The sequence below is a fragment of the Streptomyces sp. ITFR-21 genome, from assembly GCF_031844685.1.
Lineage (GTDB): Bacteria > Actinomycetota > Actinomycetes > Streptomycetales > Streptomycetaceae > Actinacidiphila.
Genome location: NZ_CP134605.1, coordinates 2,379,528 through 2,396,313, shown reverse-complemented (window position 1 = coordinate 2,396,313; position 16,786 = coordinate 2,379,528). Strand labels below are relative to the sequence as shown.

Below are 16,786 nucleotides of genomic sequence, written 5' to 3'. Positions count from 1 at the left end.
CCGCCCCGCCTCTGCCCCGGGCCTGGGCGGGCCCCGGCCTGAGGCAGAGGCGGGGCGGCTCAGGGCACGGTGGGAGCCGCCCACGCGGCCAGCTCCCGCGCACTTTCGAACCGCACCGGCCGTCCTGTCCGGGGGTCGGTGAACTCCAGCGCCCGCGCCAGCAGTTGCAGCGGCCGATCGAAACGGCCCGGGTCGTCCTCCGCCGTCTCCTCCGCCACCTCCGGGTAGAGCGGATCGTGCAGCAGCGGCAGGCCCAGCGCGCTCATGTGCACCCGCAGCTGATGGGTGCGGCCCGTGGCGGGGAGCAGCCGGTAGCGGCCGAGCCCGCCGCGGTGGCCCAGCAGCTCGATCCTGGTCTCCGCGTTGACCGGCCCGGGTACCTCCCGGGCGGCCAGCACCCCGTGCTCCTTGACGATCCGGCTACGCATGGTGCGCGGCAGCTCCACCGCCGGATCGTGCGCGGCGACCGCCTCGTACTCCTTGCGGACCCGCCGGTCCCGGAACAGCGTCTGGTACGCCCCCCGGTCCTCGGGCCGTACGACGAACAGCACCAGCCCGGCGGTCAGCCGGTCCAGCCGGTGCGCTGGCGACAGCAGCGGCAGGTCCAGGTCCCGCCGCAACCGGGCCACCGCGGTCTGCGTGATGTGCCGGCCGCGCGGCGTGGTGGCCAGGAAGTGCGGCTTGTCCGCGACGACGATCCGCGCGTCGCGGTGCACCACCCGTATCGCGAACGGCACCGGCTGCTCGGGGGCCGTGTCCCGGTGGAACCACACATACCCGCCGGGCTCGTACGGCGTGCCCGCGTCCACCGGCCGCCCGTCGGCGCCCACGAACCGGCCGGCCGCCAGCATCGCCGCCACCTCTGCGGCCCCGACGGCGGCGGCGTAGCGCTCCAGCAGGTACGCGGCCACGGTCGGCGGCGGGCCGTCGGCCGTCGCCGCGCCGCGGCCGGCCCGGCCCGCCTGCCGCTGCTGCCCGTGGGAACGGGTGTCGCCCGGCAGGCGCACGCACACCGCGTCCACCCCGTCGCGCTGCTCCAGCGGCGACGGCGGCGCCTTGCGCCCTGGTCTGCGCGCCACCCTGCCCTCACCTCCCCCCGTCGACTCGTCGGCCGCCAGGCTACGTGGCCGGCCGGCCACGGTGGTCACTCCCGCCGCCGTGGCTGTCGTGCCCGCCGTCTGCGCGCTGTCCTTCGTGGCCCCGGTGTCCTTGGTGCTCCTGGTGGCTGCTGTCCGGCCCCGCAGGGGCGCCGCCCGTCATCCGCAGCATGGGCAGCCCGCCGGTCCACCAGAAGCGCGCCACCGGCGCGGCGGCCAGCAGCAAAAAGACGATGGTGAGCCAGGTCGTGTAGTTCCAGGTGACGCCGTCGGTCGGGACGGTGGCGTCGGCCTGGTCCGGTACCAGCCCGCCGCCGCCGAAGACCAGCTCGGCGAGGTAGCCGGCCGCCACCATCGCCACATAGAAGGTGCCGGCGAGGAACCCCGTCGTGCGCAGCCCGTAGTACCGGCGGTAGACGTTCAGGATCGGCAGGATCAGCAGATCCGCGAAGATGAACGCCACCACCCCGCCGAAGCTGATGCCTCCCTTCCACAGCACCACCGCCAACGGCACGTCGCCGATCGAGCAGACGAAGGACACCACCGCGACCGGCGGTCCCACGATCGGCCCGAACACCTTGGACGCCAGCGGGTGGCCGTCGAAGAAGAACGTCCGCCAGAAGCCGTCGGGGCACCCACGCGGCGATCGCCCCCGCGATCAGCAGCCCCGCGACCAGGTCGCGCAGGATCGCCGCCCACTCCATCACGAACACGTGCGCCACCGAGGTGAAGCCGTCCCGCGACAGCAGCCGCCGCCGGAACGGCCCCTCGCCGCCCACCGACATGTCCGTCGCGGCATGCCCCTCCATCGACCCGGCCACCCCGCGCCGGCCTGCTCCCGCGCATCCCGCAGCAACCGGTCCTGCAGCAGCAGCCGGAACAGCACCGCGAGCACCACGATCATGATCGGCCCGCCGATGAACTCCGCCGCCGTGAACCGCCACCCCATCAGGAGCGCGAGGATCACGCCGAGTTCGACCGGCAGATTCGTCGAGGCGATCTCGAAGGCGATCGCCCCGGTGAAGTCCGCGCCCTTGACGATCAGGGAACGGGCCAGCGCCACCGCCGCGTACGAGACAGGACGACGACGCCGACCCCAGAAGTGAGGCCACCGACAGTGTCCGCGACCGGTCGTCGCCGAGCAGCCGTACCACGGTCGACTTGCGCACGACCGCCTGCACGACCGCCTGCACGACCGCCTGCACGACCGCCGACAGTACGGACCCGAGCACCAGCGCCCGAGTGATTTCCCAGGTCATCGAGCCGGTGATGGAAAGGGCGTGCCGGATCGCATGCATGAGGCACCCCCGTTCTCCCGTCGGCCTGCTGCACGGTCCGATCATGCAACCACAAACGCGGGAACCGGAGCGGACCGAAAACGGTCGGGTTGTGGATAACTCCGGCGCCGCCCGGCCGGAGCCCGGCCCAGAGCCCCGCTCCGCCCACCGGACGCGGATCAGGCCCGAGCCCGGACCGAGCTGCTCGCGGGCTCTGTCGCAGCGATGTGCTCGGGTTCACGCCTCCTGTGGGGCGCTCTGCGTGCTCGGCGCGCCGTCCGGCTGGCTCTGCGACCGGCGCAGGTAGCCCCTCTCGCCCTCCCAGGCCAGCAGCGCCAGCCGGAGCTGCTCGGGCGTCGCGGTCGGCTTGCCCTTGACCACGACGACCATCGCCGCGTAGTCGGTGAGCGGCAGGATCGTGGTGTCCAGGGTGACGCCCTCGGCGAGCGTGTTGGCCACCCGGAGCGGCAGTCCCGCGTAGGCACCCTGGGCCGATCGCCCGATCGAATTGCGCTCCGCCAACTCGTCGGAGGGCAGCGCGTCACCGCCGGCCAGGATGTTCTCGACCGAGCCCCGCTTCCAGCCCAGCGCGAGCTCGACGTTGCGCAGGGTCTTGGTCACCTTCTTGAACTTGTGGCCGCGCTCGATGGTCTGGATGACCGTCCGCCCGGCCCCGTCGGCGAGTTCGCCGAGCCCCTTTTGGGTGAGCCCCAAGCCTTCACGTGCTGTCTCCACGGCTCTGCCCACTCGCACCCAGTCTCCGTCCATGGGGCCTCATCATGCCCTAGTTCATGCAACCACGTAGGTGTCTTTCGGTCTTTTGACCTGCGTTGGAGAGCGCCGAAAGCGGCCCCCCGGTTGCGTGACGACACGCAGGAAGACCCGTGTTGAAGCCCGCTAAAGAGTTTTAAAGCTCTGAGAAAGAGCCTTCTATACTCGCTTGCATAGTTGCGACCTGAGCTGCGTACAGCTAATTTCAGGATGTGAGACCGAACGGCGCGGCAATGAGAGCACTCCGCACAGCTCGGAAAGTGAGCTTGCGGGAGATGCAGGCCAGAACGGGCCTGGACCGGGGCCATCTCTCCCGCCTGGAACGCGGCCTCGTCGGAGCCAGTGACGACACCATCCGCCGCTACGCCGAGGCCCTTGGCGTCTCCACTGCCGCCATCACCCACGACCGCTGACACCTCCGCCGACCGGCCGTGGGCAAGGCCCGGCCGCGCCGTGTCCGAGCCGCCGCCCGGCCCGCTGTCTCCGCGCGACGCGGGCGGGCCCCCTCAGGCGCGGGCCCTGTCGACCAACATGGCCGGAAACCGACGGTCGGAGCGCCGGTGTCGGCCCGCGAGGCACCCGCGGGGTTCCCGCCGAGGAGCCCGACACGGACGGAAGGCCGCCCCTCGCCGGGGCGGCCTTCTTCTCGGATGCCGGAGAACCGGCGGCGGGACAAAGTCAGGGCCTGATGACGACGGTGTGCACGATCTTGTCGGCGAACGTCTGCCTCTTGCTGTCCCACAGCGGCCAGAGGAAGCCGACGTAGCAGGAGATCGCGTCCAGGACGTGCAGCAGGCGCCGGCCGACGGCCAGGCCGAACCCGAGCAGGCTGCCGTCCGCCTCGCGCAGCACCCGTATACCGGCCGCCATCTTGCCGGGGGTCTGTCCCTTCGTACCCTCCATGTAGGCAAGGCCGAACCAGACGGCCAACGCGACGATGCTGCCGAGGGCCGCGCCGGCACCGCCGCCCACGACCGCATGCACGATCGTGTCGGCCACGTAGGTGATGACACCGTCGATGAGGGTGGCGAGCACGCGCCAACCCCAGTGCGCCAGCGGCGGTATGCCGGCCGGCTGCTGTCCGTAGGCCTGGAAGTCCTGAGGTGCGCCGCCGGGGTAGGAGGGCGGCCCCGGCTGTTGGGGCTGCCCGTAAGGATTCTGACCGTAGGGGTCCTGTCCGTACGGAGGCTGCTGGCCGTAGGGGTCCTGTCCGTACGGGTTCTGTCCGTACGGGTTCTGTCCGTATGGAGGCTGTCCCTCCGGCACGCCGCCGTAAGGAGGCGGCTGATTCTCGCTCATGGCGGTGAGTAAAGCAGGTGATCGAACAATCAGTCGACGCCTTCTCGGGCTGTCTCGCGGCCGACTCTTCCCGGCAGGCGCTCCCGTCCCGATCCCCCCGACCGCCGCTGGTGGGCGCCCCTGCCGCCGGCCGGCCGGGCCCGCACGAACGTCTGCCTCGCCCGGCGCTCACCCCTGGTCGGTCACCCTCGGAACGCCTCCTCCCCTCGCGTGGACGAAGGCGGGGCGCCGACGGGACCTGCCGGCGCCCCGGCCGGCCGGGCCGCTCAGTGGCTCACGACGTTCACGACCACGATGAACAGGCCGAGCAGCACGTCCACGGCGCCGACACGGCAGGCCGTCGCCCAGCTCTGCCCCGCCGTCCGGCCGGCCCACAGCCCCCAGCCGAACAGCGCCACGGTGTTGACGGCCAGGGCGGCGTTGATCCCGCCCTCCTCGCTCCACCACCCCGCCGAGGCCCCCACGAGCGCGGCCAGGGTCGGCACCGCCGCCGCCACAAGCGGCCACTCGGTCAGCACCGACCGCACCGCCTCAAGGGCGGCCTCCCGCCCGTCGGCGGTGCGGTGCGCGATCGCGTGGGCGTACCCGTGCGCCGCGGCGGAGGCGACCACCGCCACCAGAATCCACAGCGCGTCGTAGCCGGAGTCGGGCGCCCCGCTGTCATGGTCCAGCGCCGCCGCCAGCGCACTGGACAGCACCGTCCCGTACACCCCGCCGAACAGCAGCCGCTGCAGGGGCTCCCCACGCCGCGCCGGAACCATGCCACGGCCGGTGCTGTGGGCCACGGTGCCGCCTTTCACCCGGAACACTACGGTTGCGCACGATGTAACCGCATGAGGTGCCCATCTCCCCGTATCCCGTCCGCCGGTCCCGCCGCGCCGGAGGCGGAAGCCCGCGGCGGCGACCCGGTGAACCTGCACCCCGGCGCACCGGTGCCCGTGGCGAGCCCGGCCGGTATCCGGCCGCCCGCGTTGTTCAATAGGGCGCTGGGACGCCGGGCGGCGGGCCTTGCGGCCCCATCCGCCCACGCGCGGTGCGCCGGCCGCCCCCGGCCGCTCAAGGCCGTCGCACGTCCTGCCCGAACGAAGGAGACCCGGCCCATGCCAGTCATGTACGCCGCCCAAGTGGTGGACGTCCCCGCTGAGGGCATCCGCCTGGAGCCGACACCGGATTCGGCCGTGCCGGAGCGGCCCAACGAGGTCAACCTCCTGGGGATGGCCGTCGCCCTGGCACTGGGAGCCGCCGACTACGAGCACCACCCGGCGCCCAGGGACACGACGTCGCTGCGGCGGCGGATCTTCTTGTTCAGGCGTTCCTGCGGGTTGTTCGACCGGATCTGCCGCCAGATCTCGCGGGGAAAGGCGGTGAAGGCCGCCACAGCCTGGACGGAGATCCTGGCGGCCTTCGAACTCGGTGAGATCGACGACCGTATCGTCGGCCGGCGCCCGGTCGAGCAGGCTGAGCGACGGGCCTCCGACATCGCCAGCGCGATGCTCATGGCGGACGGCTTGCGGTATCTCGCCCCTCCGGAACCAAAGAGAGCCCGCTCATCCGCCAGCCGTACACGTTCCTGGACGGGGCCCATCTCCCCTACACCCGTCGGCCGACGATCAAGCTCCCGCTGGGTTCGCAGGTTCGCCCCACAGCAAGGGCCGACACGCCGCAGCGGAAGGTACCGGTCCAGGCCGTCGGCGGAACGGAGGCGGGCATGGACCACGCCCTGTCGCTGGTGCAGCGGATCGACCGCGCGAATTTCGAGTTCGACCAGCGACTCGTTCTGCTCCGCGGTGGTCCGGGCGACTGGCCTGCGGACACTTTCGACATCCTCGCCGACTACACCCCGATCGCCTTCCCGGAACAGATGAGAGCCGTCAACGGTTCCCGCTCAGCAACGACCAGTTGCCGAAACCCGTCGCCCCTTGAGGCGCCGCTTGCAACAACCCGCGCCCCCGCCCTTCATGGGCGGGGGCGCGGCGTATCGCGTCCGGTCTGACAGGCGCCGCCTGATCGGCAGCTGTCAGTGCTTGAACGTCTTGTTCTCGTAGTTGGCCAGGGCCAGTCCGAGGGCGAAGAAGGTGGGTGCCCACTCCCCGACGAAAATCGACATGCGGTCGGCGCGTTCTTCGCCCTTCTGCTCGATCCGCCGTGATCCCTGCCAGGTCAGGAGGGTCAGGCCGATCGAAATGAAACCGGCGGTGTAGGCGTGCTCGGACCGCATGCCCTTGTCGTGCAAAAGTTTGACCAGCATCGGGTCTCCAGGGTGGTGGGGACGGGTCTCCACCGTGCCCCGGGCCGCCGGGGTGCGCCCGCGGGGCGGGGCGAACGGGTGAGTAGCGCGGGCCCGTGCTACTCACCCCGGTACGGGCCCGCGGTAGTGCCAGACCGGCGGGTCCTCGCCCTCGGCCGGGTCGTAGTCGGCCCGCGCGACCCACCCGTCCACGATCCCCTACACGCCGGAGCGGATCTGCTCGTCCGTTCAGCCGCTCACGTCCATGGTCTTGCCGTCCAGCGGGCCGCCCACGTACTTCACGACACTCACGCGCCGAGGCTACCGGCCGGCGGCCTGCTCTCGCGCCGTCTTGCGGCGTCCTTGCACGGTGGCGTAGTCCTCGGTGAGGCCAGCTTCTGCGATCCCCGCGTGGAGCGCTTCGGCCGCCGCGGTGACGATGCCCATGAGCCGGGTGTGCTCCTCGTCCTCCTCGGGCGTCCACGCAGGGAGGGGCTGGACCTGCCACTTGGCGAGCTCCCGCACGGGGACGGCCCCGACCCGGCGGCGGGCGTCCACCTGCTGCCGGTGCGCCGTAACTGCGGCCCAGGCGGTGTCGGCGTGGCGCTGCAGCTCGACCAGGGTTCGGGGAGGTCCGTGCCGTGATGCAACGGGCCCGGTACGACAGGCCTGCGGCCCCGCGCACTGCACGGGCCGCTGTACCGTTTCGTGTGTCGAGGTCGAAACGAAGGTGGCACCGGTATGCCTCATCCCACCGACAGCACCATCGGTGAACGGGTGCGGGAAATCCGCAAACGACGGGGTCTGAGCCAGCGCGAACTGGCCACCGAGTCCGGCGTGTCGCTGTCGCTGATCAGGAAGCTTGAGCAGGGCGAGCGGGACGACACCCGAGTGGAGACCGCCCGCGCCCTGGCCGTAGCCCTGCACGTCCCCACCAGCGTTCTCCTCGGCGCCGCCCGCGAAGCTCCCGGCGCAACGCCCGCGGTACTGGACCGGTGGGCGCGGGTCCGCGCTGCCCTTGACGCGCCCGAGCTGGGGCCTGTGGACGACGCTCCAACGGTCGCCGGAGTCCAGGCCGCGGCAGCCGCGGCCGTACCACTGGCCGCCTCCGACCGCCTCGACCAGCTCGCCACCGTACTGCCCGCGCTGCTGCGCGACGCCGCAGCCGTCGCAGGCGAGGAAGACGGCCGCCGGGTGCAGGCCGACCTGCTGCAACTGGTCGGCTGGCTGCTTACCCAGACCCGGCAGTTCGACGCGGCCGACACCGCCCTCACCCGCGCCCTGGCCGCCACCGGCGGAGAACTCGACGCCGCCGCCGCGGTGAGCACACGCTGCTGGCTGCTGCTGCGCCGCGGGCGTATCGCGGACGCCGCCGCCCTGGCCGAGCAGTGGGCGGACCGGATAGAGCCCCGCATGTCCCGGGCCACCCCCGGCGAACTCGGCGCGTGGGGCTGGCTGCTGCTGCGCGGCGCGGCGGCAGCAGACCGCGATGCCCGCTCCGACGACGCGCAGCAGCTGCTGCGGCTGGCCGGCTCAGCCGCCGCCGCGGTGGGCGACCGCCCTCTTCCGGGCGGGTTCCTGCGGGCCTACGACGCCCGGACCGTGCAGCTCAAAGAGGCCGAGCACGCCATGATCACCGACCGGCCCGACCGCGTCCTGCACCTGTCCTCGGAGATCTCCTGGGAAGGGATGCGCCCGACGAGCAACAACCTCAACCGCAACCGCCTGGACCAGGCGTCGGCGCACGTGCGGCTGCGGCAGTACGACGCGGCTGTGAACCTTCTGGAGACGGCGTGGCAGGCCGCCCCGCAGTGGCTGCCGCACCAGCAGTACGCCCGCGACATCCTCGGACGGGTGATCGAGCGGCGCCGCACCCTGTCCCCGCGGATGCGGCTGCTTGCCGACGCCACAGGGCTTCCGCTGTAGGCGTGTGGCACTTCCGTGCGGGCCCCGGCGGAAGTGCCATTGAAGGCCAGGTCACACCCCTCGTAGCGTCGATGTGCTGCCCACGGGCAGCACAAGGCCCCCGCGGCTGGCAGGCCCGGGAGCACGTCCGACGCCGGAGAGGGCGACGACATGGCTCAGCGTACAGACATTCGAGGGAGCGGGCTGGCGCCGGCCGGTAGTCCCCCTCAGGCGCCGCACCCGGGCCTGACACTGCGCGTCTACACCGTGGACGCGGCCACCGGCGCGCGCACCAGCGGGCGCCCGAAGACGGCCGTCACCCCAGGCCCCACCGACCCGCCCTTGGCGATCTCCATCTGGCCGCCCTGCCGGTGCGACCGCTGCCGGCCGGAGGACCACCGGTGACCGGCGGCCACTACCTGGACACAGGCGCCGGACCGCGCAGCCTGGACCCGGTCACCCCCGAGCCGCCCACGGTCACCGATTTACGGGACGCCTACCTGGGCCACCTGCGGGAGTGCCCCACCTGCCTCGCCGGGTACCAGTGCGTGGACGCGGCCCGTCTGCGGCGGGCCTATCAGGAGACCGGGCAGGCCCCGTGGACAGGCCACCGGGACCGGCCGCCGGAATCCCCGCACCGGCCGGTCCCCGCGCCGGACGACCACCCCGCCGGGCCGCCCAGCACCGCCACGGCCGGCCGGCCCTGCGCCCGCTGCCAGCAAGCCACTACTGCGCGTCCAGGCTCAGGAGGTGCACGTCGACCAGGCCACCGGTGCCAGCCTCCTCTACGTGCACCGGGGCGGCTGCGCCCGCTACGTCCGACACCACCAGGAGACCCCTGTGCCCAGCAACGGCGACGACTTCGACCAGCAGCTCGCCGCCCTCGGCGCCGCCGCCCTGGCCGCCGGACAGCACACCGCCGGGACGGACGAGCGGGAGGCGGCGGAGGAGCCCGTGAACCAGGCCGCCGACAGCATCGCGCTGCCCGACTGAGCCGCATCGCCCGGGGGCGTGCGCCAGAATCGAACGGATGTTCATCCGTTCAGGTGAACGTCCAGGTCATGTACAACCTGGCGAGCCGGTCCGCTGTCGAATAGAACCTCAGACGCGCCGGGTCTGACTCGGGCGGCCCCCTGTCGGAGCCCGGCGTGAAGCGGCCCCTCTCCGCCTTGGCGGCTGAGGGCCCGTTCCATGCCCCGGAGCTGCGGCAATACATGATCGTTCAGGGGACGTTTAGGGGACGCCGCCCTGCCGGCGGGTTCCAGAAGGCGGCCAGTAGGTTCCAGCGGGTTCCAGGAAATGCGAACGGGCCAGGTTCGGGGGAGCGCCCCTGACCTGGCCGTTCGCTGTATCTGTGCTGCTGACAGGCGTGCCCCAGGCAGGATTCGAACCTGCGACACCGGCTTTAGGAGAGCCGTGCTCTATCCCCTGAGCTACTGGGGCGGGGGAGTGCCTGAACCAACGACAGACTACCGGATCGTCCCCGGGCGCCGACCGCCCGCTCGGGCTCCTTTGCGGCCGACGCCGCTCGGCAGCGGCCCCGTGTCCTTTTGCCGCTCGTCGCGCCCACCCCTTGTCCGACCATCCGACCGGCACCTATTGACGCCGACCGGGTGCGTCAGGGCGCGGGAATAGTCCCGGGGACCGGAATGTTCGGGTGATTGAACAGTCAACCAAACGGGACGGTGGGAGAAATGCAGTTCGGAATCTTCACAGTCGGCGACGTCACCGCGGACCCGACCACGGGACGGACACCGAGCGAGCATGAGCGGATCAAGGCGATGGTCGCCATCGCACTCAAGGCCGAAGAGGTCGGCCTCGACGTCTTCGCGACCGGCGAGCACCACAATCCGCCCTTCGTACCGTCGTCTCCCACGACGATGCTCGGACACATCGCCGCGCGCACCGATCATCTGATCCTCTCCACCTCGACCACCCTCATCACCACGAACGACCCGGTGAAGATCGCCGAGGACTTCGCGATGCTGCAGCACCTGGCCGACGGACGCGTCGATCTGATGATGGGACGCGGCAACACCGGCCCGGTCTACCCGTGGTTCGGCAAGGACATCCGCCAGGGCATCCCACTGGCCGTCGAGAACTACGCGCTGCTCCACAAGCTGTGGCGCGAGGACGCGGTCAACTGGGCGGGCAAGTTCCGCACACCCCTGCAGTCCTTCACCTCCACGCCGCGCCCCCTCGACGACGTGCCCCCGTTCGTCTGGCACGGCTCGATCCGCAGCCCCGAGATCGCCGAACAGGCCGCCTACTACGGCGACGGCTTCTTCGCCAACAACATCTTCTGGCCCAACGAGCACTTCAAGCGCCTCATCGGCCTTTACCGCGACCGCTACGCCCACTACGGCCACGGCACGCCCGAACAGGCGATCGTGGGCCTGGGCGGGCAGGTGTTCATGCGCAAGAACTCCCAGGACGCCGTCCGCGAGTTCCGCCCCTACTTCGACAACGCCCCCGTCTACGGCCACGGCCCGTCGCTGGAGGAGTTCACCGAGCAGACCCCGCTCACCGTCGGCTCGCCCCAGGAGGTCATCGACAAGACGCTGGGCTTCCGCGAGACCTTCGGCGACTACCAGCGGCAGCTGTTCCTCATGGACCACGCCGGCCTGCCGCTGAAGACGGTCCTGGAACAGCTCGACATCCTCGGTGAGGAGGTCGTACCCGTGCTGCGCGAGGAGTTCGCCAAGGGACGCCCCGCGGACGTCCCCGACGGCCCCACCCACCAGGCCCTCGTCGCCCGCCGCGACGCCCAGGCCGCCGCACTCCTTAAGGCGCAGGCATGACGAATAAGCTCGTGGCGGTCACCGCCGGGCTCAGCCGCCCGTCCTCGACGCGGCTGCTCGCCGACCGGCTGACCGAAGCCGTCCGGCGGCAGGCGCACACCGCCGACCTCGACGTACAAGTGGTCGAACTGCGGGAACTCGCCGCCGAGATCGCCCAGAACATGGTCACCGGCTTCCCCGGCCCCAGGCTGCGCGACGCCATCGGGACGGTGACCGGCGCCGACGGCCTGATCGCCGTCACCCCGGTCTTCACCGGCTCCTACAGCGGCCTGTTCAAGTCGTTCTTCGACGTCATCGACAACCGGGCGCTGACCGGCACCCCGGTGCTGATCGCGGCGACCGGCGGTTCCGCCCGGCACTCGCTGGTGCTGGAGCACGCGATGCGTCCGCTCTTCGCCTACCTGCGGTCGATCGTCATACCGACGGCCGTGTACGCGGCCGCCGAGGACTGGGGCGCAGGTGGCGACGGAGCCCTCGACAGCCGTATCGACCGCGCGGCGGCCGAACTGGCCGCCCTCATCGAAGCCCGCCCCGCCGTGGTACGCGGGTCGGCGCCGGAGGAGGCCGTCGTCCCCTTCGAGCAGCAGCTCGCGGCCCTGGCCACGGAAGAGTGACCCGCGCGCGCCCCCGGGTGACCGAGCACCGGGGGCGCGTCTTCGAACGGGTGACTCACCTGGGAGGGCGATGCGCCCGGGAGGGTGATGTACGCGGCGGTGATGATCGCATCATCACCCTCTCCCCGCCGAGTGACGCCGGTCGTCCACGAACCTCACGACGCCCAGCGCCGCACGGCCACCACCGCGATCCAGAAGACGACCCAACCGGTCGGATAAGACCACAGCACCAGCACGACGGCCGCCACCAGCACCGCACCCCATCGCAGCGCCCGCCGACAGCGGTGCACCCACCGTCCGACCGACCCGGTCGAGGTGACCCCTGTCCCCTCCCGCACCGCGGCGATCACCGACTCCCACATCTCCCGGACCCGCCCCGCCCACCGCCCGGGCCCGCTCAGCCAGGCACCCACCGCCACGACGACGCCGAGTGTGATCACCACTCGTATGGTCGCCCACAGAAATCGTACGACCTGGTCACAGACGGCACCCGCTGCCCGCTCGTCCGTGTTCCCGGGCCCATCATCGACATATACGGCCCGGAACAGCGCCAACCCGATCCCGAGCACGGCGGCACCCGCCGCGACGCCCAGCGCCGCGCCTGCCAGCGCCCGCCGCCGTCGCCCGGCCGCCGGCACTCCCCGCCGCGGCCAGGACCACGGTGACGGCCGGCAGCCAGTTCCCGGCGACCCGCAGCGCCCGGAACCACGCCCTGGCCTTCCTTACGTCCTGCGACCGCACCAGGGTGAAGTCCGCGTGCACCGGCGGAATGCGCGATGCGGCGGTCAGACCGCGAGCCACCAGCCGCTGTTCGACCTGCGCGACGACCGGCGTGAGATCGAGCACCACGGCGTCACCCCGCAGCCGAACGACGTGGCCCTGGTCGCCGGTCAGCGCCCCGACCACGGCGGCGTGCGCCTGGCGGTTGAGCTGCGTCCAGATGGCGAGGAACGCGTCACCGGCCACGAAGCCCACCACCGTCCCGTGGACGAAGTCCTTGACGCCGCCGGTGATCGGCCCGCCCAAGGCGCCGAGCACCGCCTCCAGATCAGCGCGGTGGTTCGGCGCGACACCTGCGAGCAGGGCGTCCAGGTCGACCTCGGACATGATGGCGTCCGTCACCCCGCCGGTGACCGCCGCCCGCACATCCGGCCGGGAGGCGAGCGGCGCGACCGTCGACACGTAGCGGTCGGTGTCGGCCCATGACGTCCGCGATCCAGACGGCGGCCACGCTGAGCGGCGCCAGCACGGCGGCCAGTGTGATCAGCAGCACGGACAGCGCCGCACGCCACCGCCGACGCGGACCGGGACGACGCCCCGGATCGGCCGGTTTCGCGCGCTCGCCGTCGCCGGCCCGGCCCGAGCCGGGATCCGCGCCGCCCGCACTCGTCGCCATACGTGTGTCCCCCCTCCTCCAGCGGTCCGCCCTGTGGTGAACAGAAAACGGCGCCGGGGATCGGCCCGCACACGGAGCTACTGCGTACGGACGCACCCGGGTGACCATGCGGTCGTATCGGTCTACAGGCATACCGGCGCTGGCGCCGGAACTGGCGGGCGATGCGGACGCCCCGGGGTCACCGCTGCCCGGCCGCGCCTATAGGGGCCCGTCCGGAGCCGTTGGCCTCGGACCGGCCTCCGCCACGCGGCGGCCACCGCGCCCGCCGCCCGCGTGGCGAGGCGGCAGGGCTCCACCTAGCGTGGAGAACCGGAGACGTGCTGACGCGCTGAGGAGACCCAGGACATGGCCCGTAGCAGCCAGGACAGCTCCACGGACCCGTCCGGCCCTGAGGGCGGACCACACACACCCCGCCCCCCGGGCGCCGCCGCCCCAGCCCACCGGTGGTGGGTCCTGTGCGTGGTCGCACTCGCCCAGCTGATGGTCGTACTGGACGCGACCATCGTGAACATCGCACTGCCGTCCGCCCAGCAGGCCCTCGGCTTCTCCAACGGCAACCGGCAGTGGATCGTCACCGCCTACGCCCTCGCGTTCGGCTCGCTGCTGCTGCTGGGCGGCCGGCTGGCCGACCTGATCGGCCGCAAGCGGACCTTCCTGATCGGCCTGATCGGCTTCGCGGTGGCCTCCGCCATCGGCGGCGGGGCGCCCAGTTTCGAGGTCCTGGTGGCCGCCCGGGCCCTGCAGGGCACGTTCGGCGCGCTCCTGGCCCCGGCCGCGCTGTCGTTGCTGACGACGACGTTCAGCGACCCCAAGGAGCGCGCGAAGGCGTTTGGCATCTACGGCGCCATCGCGGGCGCCGGCGGCGCGTTCGGGCTGCTGCTCGGCGGGCTGCTCACCGAATACCTCGACTGGCGCTGGTGTCTGTACGTCAACCTGCTCTTCGCGCTCATCGCCTTCGCGGGTGGTTCGCGCTTTCTCAGCTCCGGCGTGTCGCCGGACCGGCCGGCCCTGGACATCCCCGGCACGGTCGTCGTCTCCGGCGGCCTGTTCTGTATCGTCTTCGGCTTCTCCAACGCCCAGCGCCACGGCTGGAGCGCCCCCAGCACCTGGGGCTTCCTGGCGGCCGGCGGTGTCCTGCTCGCCGCGTTCGTCTGGTGGCAGGGGCGCGCCGAGCATCCTTTGCTGCCGCTGCGGGTGGTGGCCGACCGCGACCGTGGTGCGTCGTATCTTGCGATGTTCATCTCGGGCGCCGGCATGTTCGGTGTGTTTCTCTTCTTGACCTACTACCTGCAGCGCACCTTGCTGTACTCACCGGTGAAGACCGGCGTCGCCTTCCTGCCGATGGTCGTCGTCATCATGATCACATCGGTGGTCACGACTAACATGCTCGTACCGCGTATCGGCGCGAAACCGATCGTGCCCACCGGCATGCTGTTCTCCGGCGGCGCGATGGCCTGGCTGACCTCCCTGGACGCCAGCAGCACCTACGGCGCCCACGTACTGCCACCCCTGCTCCTTATGGGCCTGGGCCTCGGCATGATCTTCGCCACCGGTATGAACCTCGCCACGGCCGGCGTGAAGAACTACGACGCCGGTGTGGCCTCCGCAATGGTGAACACCTCGCAGCAGGTCGGCGGCTCCATCGGAACGTCGCTGCTCAACACCCTGGCAACCAGCGCCGCCGCCCGCTACCTGGTCGGCAGGCGCCCCACTGCCGCGGTCGCCGGCAAGGCGCAGCTGCACAGCTACATGGTCGCCTACTGGTGGTCCGCGGCGTTCTTCGCCGCCGGCGCCGTGATCACCCTGCTGCTGTACCGCCGCGGTGTGCCGAGAAGCCTGTCCAGCGACCCCAACGCCGAGCCGGCCTCCGCTCCCGTGTGACGCGAGCGGGCCGGACGGTCGGCAGACGTCCTTGGGCGCCCGACGGCCCTTCCACATCGCGGAACGCCCCCACGACAAAGTGGCCGATACAGCTACCGTCCCCGTATGACAGCCAACGGGACAGCCGCCGCGTACGGCGCGCCGCAGGTCGTCGCGGCGCTCGAGGCGGCCGGCGTACGGCGTCACACTACCGGCCAGGTCATCCTCGACGACGTCAGCTGGACGGTTCGCTCCGGAGAGCACTGGGCGCTGCTCGGCGCCAACGGCGCCGGTAAGACGACCGTACTTCGGCTCATCGGCGCGCTGATGCACCCCACCACCGGCACGGTCGAGGTGCTCGGCCACCGCCTGGGTCACGTCGACATGCGCGAACTGCGCGTCCGCATCGGCCTGGTGTCCTCCGCACAGAAGGTCCCGCAGGACGCCGCCGCACATACGGTCGTACTGACCGGTCATACCGGCACCGTGCAACCGCTGTGGCGGAGGTACGACTCCGAGGTACGGGACCGGGCCCACGCGCTGCTCGACGAGTTGGAGATCAAGGAACTGGCCGACCGCCCCTACGGCGTGTGCTCCGGGGGCCAGCGGGCCCGGATCCTGCTCGCGCGGGCCCTGATGGCCGATCCGTCGCTCTTGCTGCTCGACGAACCGTTCAACGCCCTCGACCTTCCGTCGCGTGAAGATCTGATCGACGCCATGCACCGCCTCGCGGTCACCCGTACGGGGCTGGCCACCGTCACCGTCACCCATCACCTGGAGGAGCTGTCACCCGCGGTCGGCCACGTCATGCTGCTCAAGGAGGGCCGGGTGCTCACCGCCGGGCCGGTGGCCGACGTCCTGACCGGCGATCGTATGACCGAATGCTTCGGCAGGCCCATCGAGGTCAGCCGGCACGAGGGCCGCTGGCTGGCCCGGTCCGGCCGCCGATGACCCCTCGGGCGGCCCGGCGCTGCCGGGGCCGGCGTCCTCCGGGCGAGGACTCAGCGCAGCCACGGCAGGTCCGCGTCCTCCGGCTGGTGCAGGCCCTCGGCGATGATCCGGGAGATCTCACCGAGCCGCGCGGTCTGCTCGGCCGTGAGCCGGTCGAAGATCGCCGTCCGTACCGCCGTCACGTGGCCGGGCGCGGTACGCACCAGTTCCTCGTAACCCGCGTCGGTCAGCACGCACACCTGGCCGCGCCGGTCGGTCGGGCAGCTCTCCCGGCGCAGCCAGCCGTTGCCCTCCAGACGGGTGACGGCGTGCGAGAGGCGTGAACGGGTGATCTTGGTCTGCTCGGCGAGTTCGGTCATCCTCATCCGGCGTCCCGGCGTCTCAGACAGTGTGCTGAGCAGTGCGTAATACATGTGAGGAATGCCCGCGTCGCGTTGCAGCTGACGGTCGAGGTGGTCGTCAAGCAGCGTCGTGGCGTGCAGGAACGCACGCCACGACGCCTGCTCGTCTTCAGTCAGCCATCGCATGCCGTTCATAGTACGGGTACTCATTGAATGTTCAATAAAAAACACGTGAATGCTGTGACGG

17 protein-coding genes, 1 tRNA gene and 2 pseudogenes are annotated in these 16,786 nt (G+C 71.5%); 8 read left to right on the top strand and 12 right to left on the bottom strand.

All coding sequences use genetic code 11. The features are described 5' to 3' along the window. Positions 1-59: 59 nt before the first annotated feature. The 3 genes and pseudogenes from RLT57_RS10595 to RLT57_RS10585 form a co-directional block, all read right to left on the bottom strand. The gene (locus RLT57_RS10595; RefSeq protein ID WP_311297124.1) at positions 60-1,079 is read right to left on the bottom strand and encodes a pseudouridine synthase; all 1,020 of its coding nucleotides are present in this window, start codon (positions 1,077-1,079) and stop codon (positions 60-62) included. 40 nt (positions 1,080-1,119) lie between these two features. Further along, positions 1,120-2,395: pseudogene (locus RLT57_RS10590) on the bottom strand (permease). A 216-nt stretch (positions 2,396-2,611) separates the two neighbouring features. Continuing rightward, positions 2,612-3,142, bottom strand: coding sequence for a hypothetical protein (locus tag RLT57_RS10585; RefSeq protein WP_311297123.1), 531 nt, complete (start codon positions 3,140-3,142; stop codon positions 2,612-2,614). Between the two features lie 236 nt (positions 3,143-3,378). Between RLT57_RS10585 and RLT57_RS10580 the strand changes: the two genes are divergently transcribed. Beyond that, positions 3,379-3,558, top strand: a complete 180-nt coding sequence (locus tag RLT57_RS10580) for a helix-turn-helix domain-containing protein (protein ID WP_311297122.1) — start codon at positions 3,379-3,381, stop codon at positions 3,556-3,558. 265 nt (positions 3,559-3,823) lie between these two features. On the opposite strand, the gene RLT57_RS10575 is transcribed toward RLT57_RS10580, so the two are convergent. From RLT57_RS10575 to RLT57_RS10565, 3 genes and pseudogenes are all read right to left on the bottom strand, one after another. After that, positions 3,824-4,444: an RDD family protein gene (locus RLT57_RS10575; protein ID WP_311297121.1), complete on the bottom strand. Its 621-nt coding sequence runs from the start codon at positions 4,442-4,444 to the stop codon at positions 3,824-3,826. A 266-nt stretch (positions 4,445-4,710) separates the two neighbouring features. After that, positions 4,711-5,229 (bottom strand): hypothetical protein, encoded by a 519-nt coding sequence (locus RLT57_RS10570; RefSeq protein WP_311297119.1) that lies wholly within the window; start codon positions 5,227-5,229, stop codon positions 4,711-4,713. Positions 5,230-5,711: 482 nt separating this feature from the next. Then, positions 5,712-5,816 (bottom strand): annotated as a pseudogene (locus RLT57_RS10565) (transposase); the annotation flags it as partial. 336 nt (positions 5,817-6,152) lie between these two features. On the opposite strand from RLT57_RS10565, the gene RLT57_RS10560 reads away from it, so the two are divergent. Continuing rightward, positions 6,153-6,437: a hypothetical protein gene (locus RLT57_RS10560; protein ID WP_311297118.1), complete on the top strand. Its 285-nt coding sequence runs from the start codon at positions 6,153-6,155 to the stop codon at positions 6,435-6,437. A 24-nt stretch (positions 6,438-6,461) separates the two neighbouring features. Here RLT57_RS10560 and RLT57_RS10555 read toward each other — a convergent pair whose 3' ends face one another. Together RLT57_RS10555 and RLT57_RS10550 are read right to left on the bottom strand one after the other, a co-directional pair. Further along, positions 6,462-6,692 (bottom strand): hypothetical protein, encoded by a 231-nt coding sequence (locus RLT57_RS10555; RefSeq protein ID WP_311297117.1) that lies wholly within the window; start codon positions 6,690-6,692, stop codon positions 6,462-6,464. Between the two features lie 300 nt (positions 6,693-6,992). Next, positions 6,993-7,229 (bottom strand): hypothetical protein, encoded by a 237-nt coding sequence (locus RLT57_RS10550; protein ID WP_311297116.1) that lies wholly within the window; start codon positions 7,227-7,229, stop codon positions 6,993-6,995. A gap of 183 nt (positions 7,230-7,412) precedes the next feature. On the opposite strand from RLT57_RS10550, the gene RLT57_RS10545 reads away from it, so the two are divergent. Next, positions 7,413-8,597 carry a helix-turn-helix domain-containing protein gene (locus tag RLT57_RS10545; protein ID WP_311297115.1) on the top strand — a complete coding sequence of 395 codons (1,185 nt, stop codon included), beginning with the start codon at positions 7,413-7,415 and terminating at the stop codon, positions 8,595-8,597. A 729-nt stretch (positions 8,598-9,326) separates the two neighbouring features. Continuing rightward, positions 9,327-9,569 carry a hypothetical protein gene (locus tag RLT57_RS10540; RefSeq protein ID WP_311297114.1) on the top strand — a complete coding sequence of 81 codons (243 nt, stop codon included), beginning with the start codon at positions 9,327-9,329 and terminating at the stop codon, positions 9,567-9,569. 377 nt (positions 9,570-9,946) lie between these two features. Here RLT57_RS10540 and RLT57_RS10535 read toward each other — a convergent pair. Next, positions 9,947-10,019 (bottom strand) — tRNA-Arg (locus RLT57_RS10535). A 251-nt stretch (positions 10,020-10,270) separates the two neighbouring features. Here RLT57_RS10535 and RLT57_RS10530 point away from each other — a divergent pair. Both RLT57_RS10530 and RLT57_RS10525 read left to right on the top strand, forming a co-directional pair. Beyond that, on the top strand, positions 10,271-11,377 hold the full coding sequence (locus tag RLT57_RS10530; protein ID WP_311297113.1) for an LLM class flavin-dependent oxidoreductase: 1,107 nt from the start codon (positions 10,271-10,273) through the stop codon (positions 11,375-11,377). Continuing rightward, positions 11,374-11,991, top strand: coding sequence for an FMN reductase (locus RLT57_RS10525; protein ID WP_311297112.1), 618 nt, complete (start codon positions 11,374-11,376; stop codon positions 11,989-11,991). The genes RLT57_RS10530 and RLT57_RS10525 overlap by 4 nt, the downstream gene beginning before the upstream one ends. Positions 11,992-12,146: 155 nt before the next feature. Here RLT57_RS10525 and RLT57_RS10520 read toward each other — a convergent pair whose 3' ends face one another. Together RLT57_RS10520 and RLT57_RS10515 are read right to left on the bottom strand one after the other, a co-directional pair. Next, entirely contained in the window at positions 12,147-12,431 is a 285-nt protein-coding gene (locus RLT57_RS10520; RefSeq protein ID WP_311297111.1) for a hypothetical protein, read from the bottom strand. An 82-nt stretch (positions 12,432-12,513) separates the two neighbouring features. Then, the gene (locus tag RLT57_RS10515) at positions 12,514-13,173 is read right to left on the bottom strand and encodes a hypothetical protein (protein ID WP_311297110.1); all 660 of its coding nucleotides are present in this window, start codon (positions 13,171-13,173) and stop codon (positions 12,514-12,516) included. Between the two features lie 559 nt (positions 13,174-13,732). Between RLT57_RS10515 and RLT57_RS10510 the strand changes: the two genes are divergently transcribed. Together RLT57_RS10510 and RLT57_RS10505 are read left to right on the top strand one after the other, a co-directional pair. After that, a complete protein-coding gene (locus tag RLT57_RS10510) occupies positions 13,733-15,268 on the top strand; it encodes an MFS transporter (protein ID WP_311297109.1) in 1,536 nt (511 codons plus the stop codon). A gap of 105 nt (positions 15,269-15,373) precedes the next feature. Continuing rightward, positions 15,374-16,198, top strand: coding sequence for an ABC transporter ATP-binding protein (locus tag RLT57_RS10505; RefSeq protein WP_311297108.1), 825 nt, complete (start codon positions 15,374-15,376; stop codon positions 16,196-16,198). Between the two features lie 50 nt (positions 16,199-16,248). On the opposite strand, the gene RLT57_RS10500 is transcribed toward RLT57_RS10505, so the two are convergent. Further along, positions 16,249-16,725 (bottom strand): MarR family winged helix-turn-helix transcriptional regulator, encoded by a 477-nt coding sequence (locus tag RLT57_RS10500; protein WP_399128415.1) that lies wholly within the window; start codon positions 16,723-16,725, stop codon positions 16,249-16,251. Between the last annotated feature and the right edge of the window lie 61 nt (positions 16,726-16,786).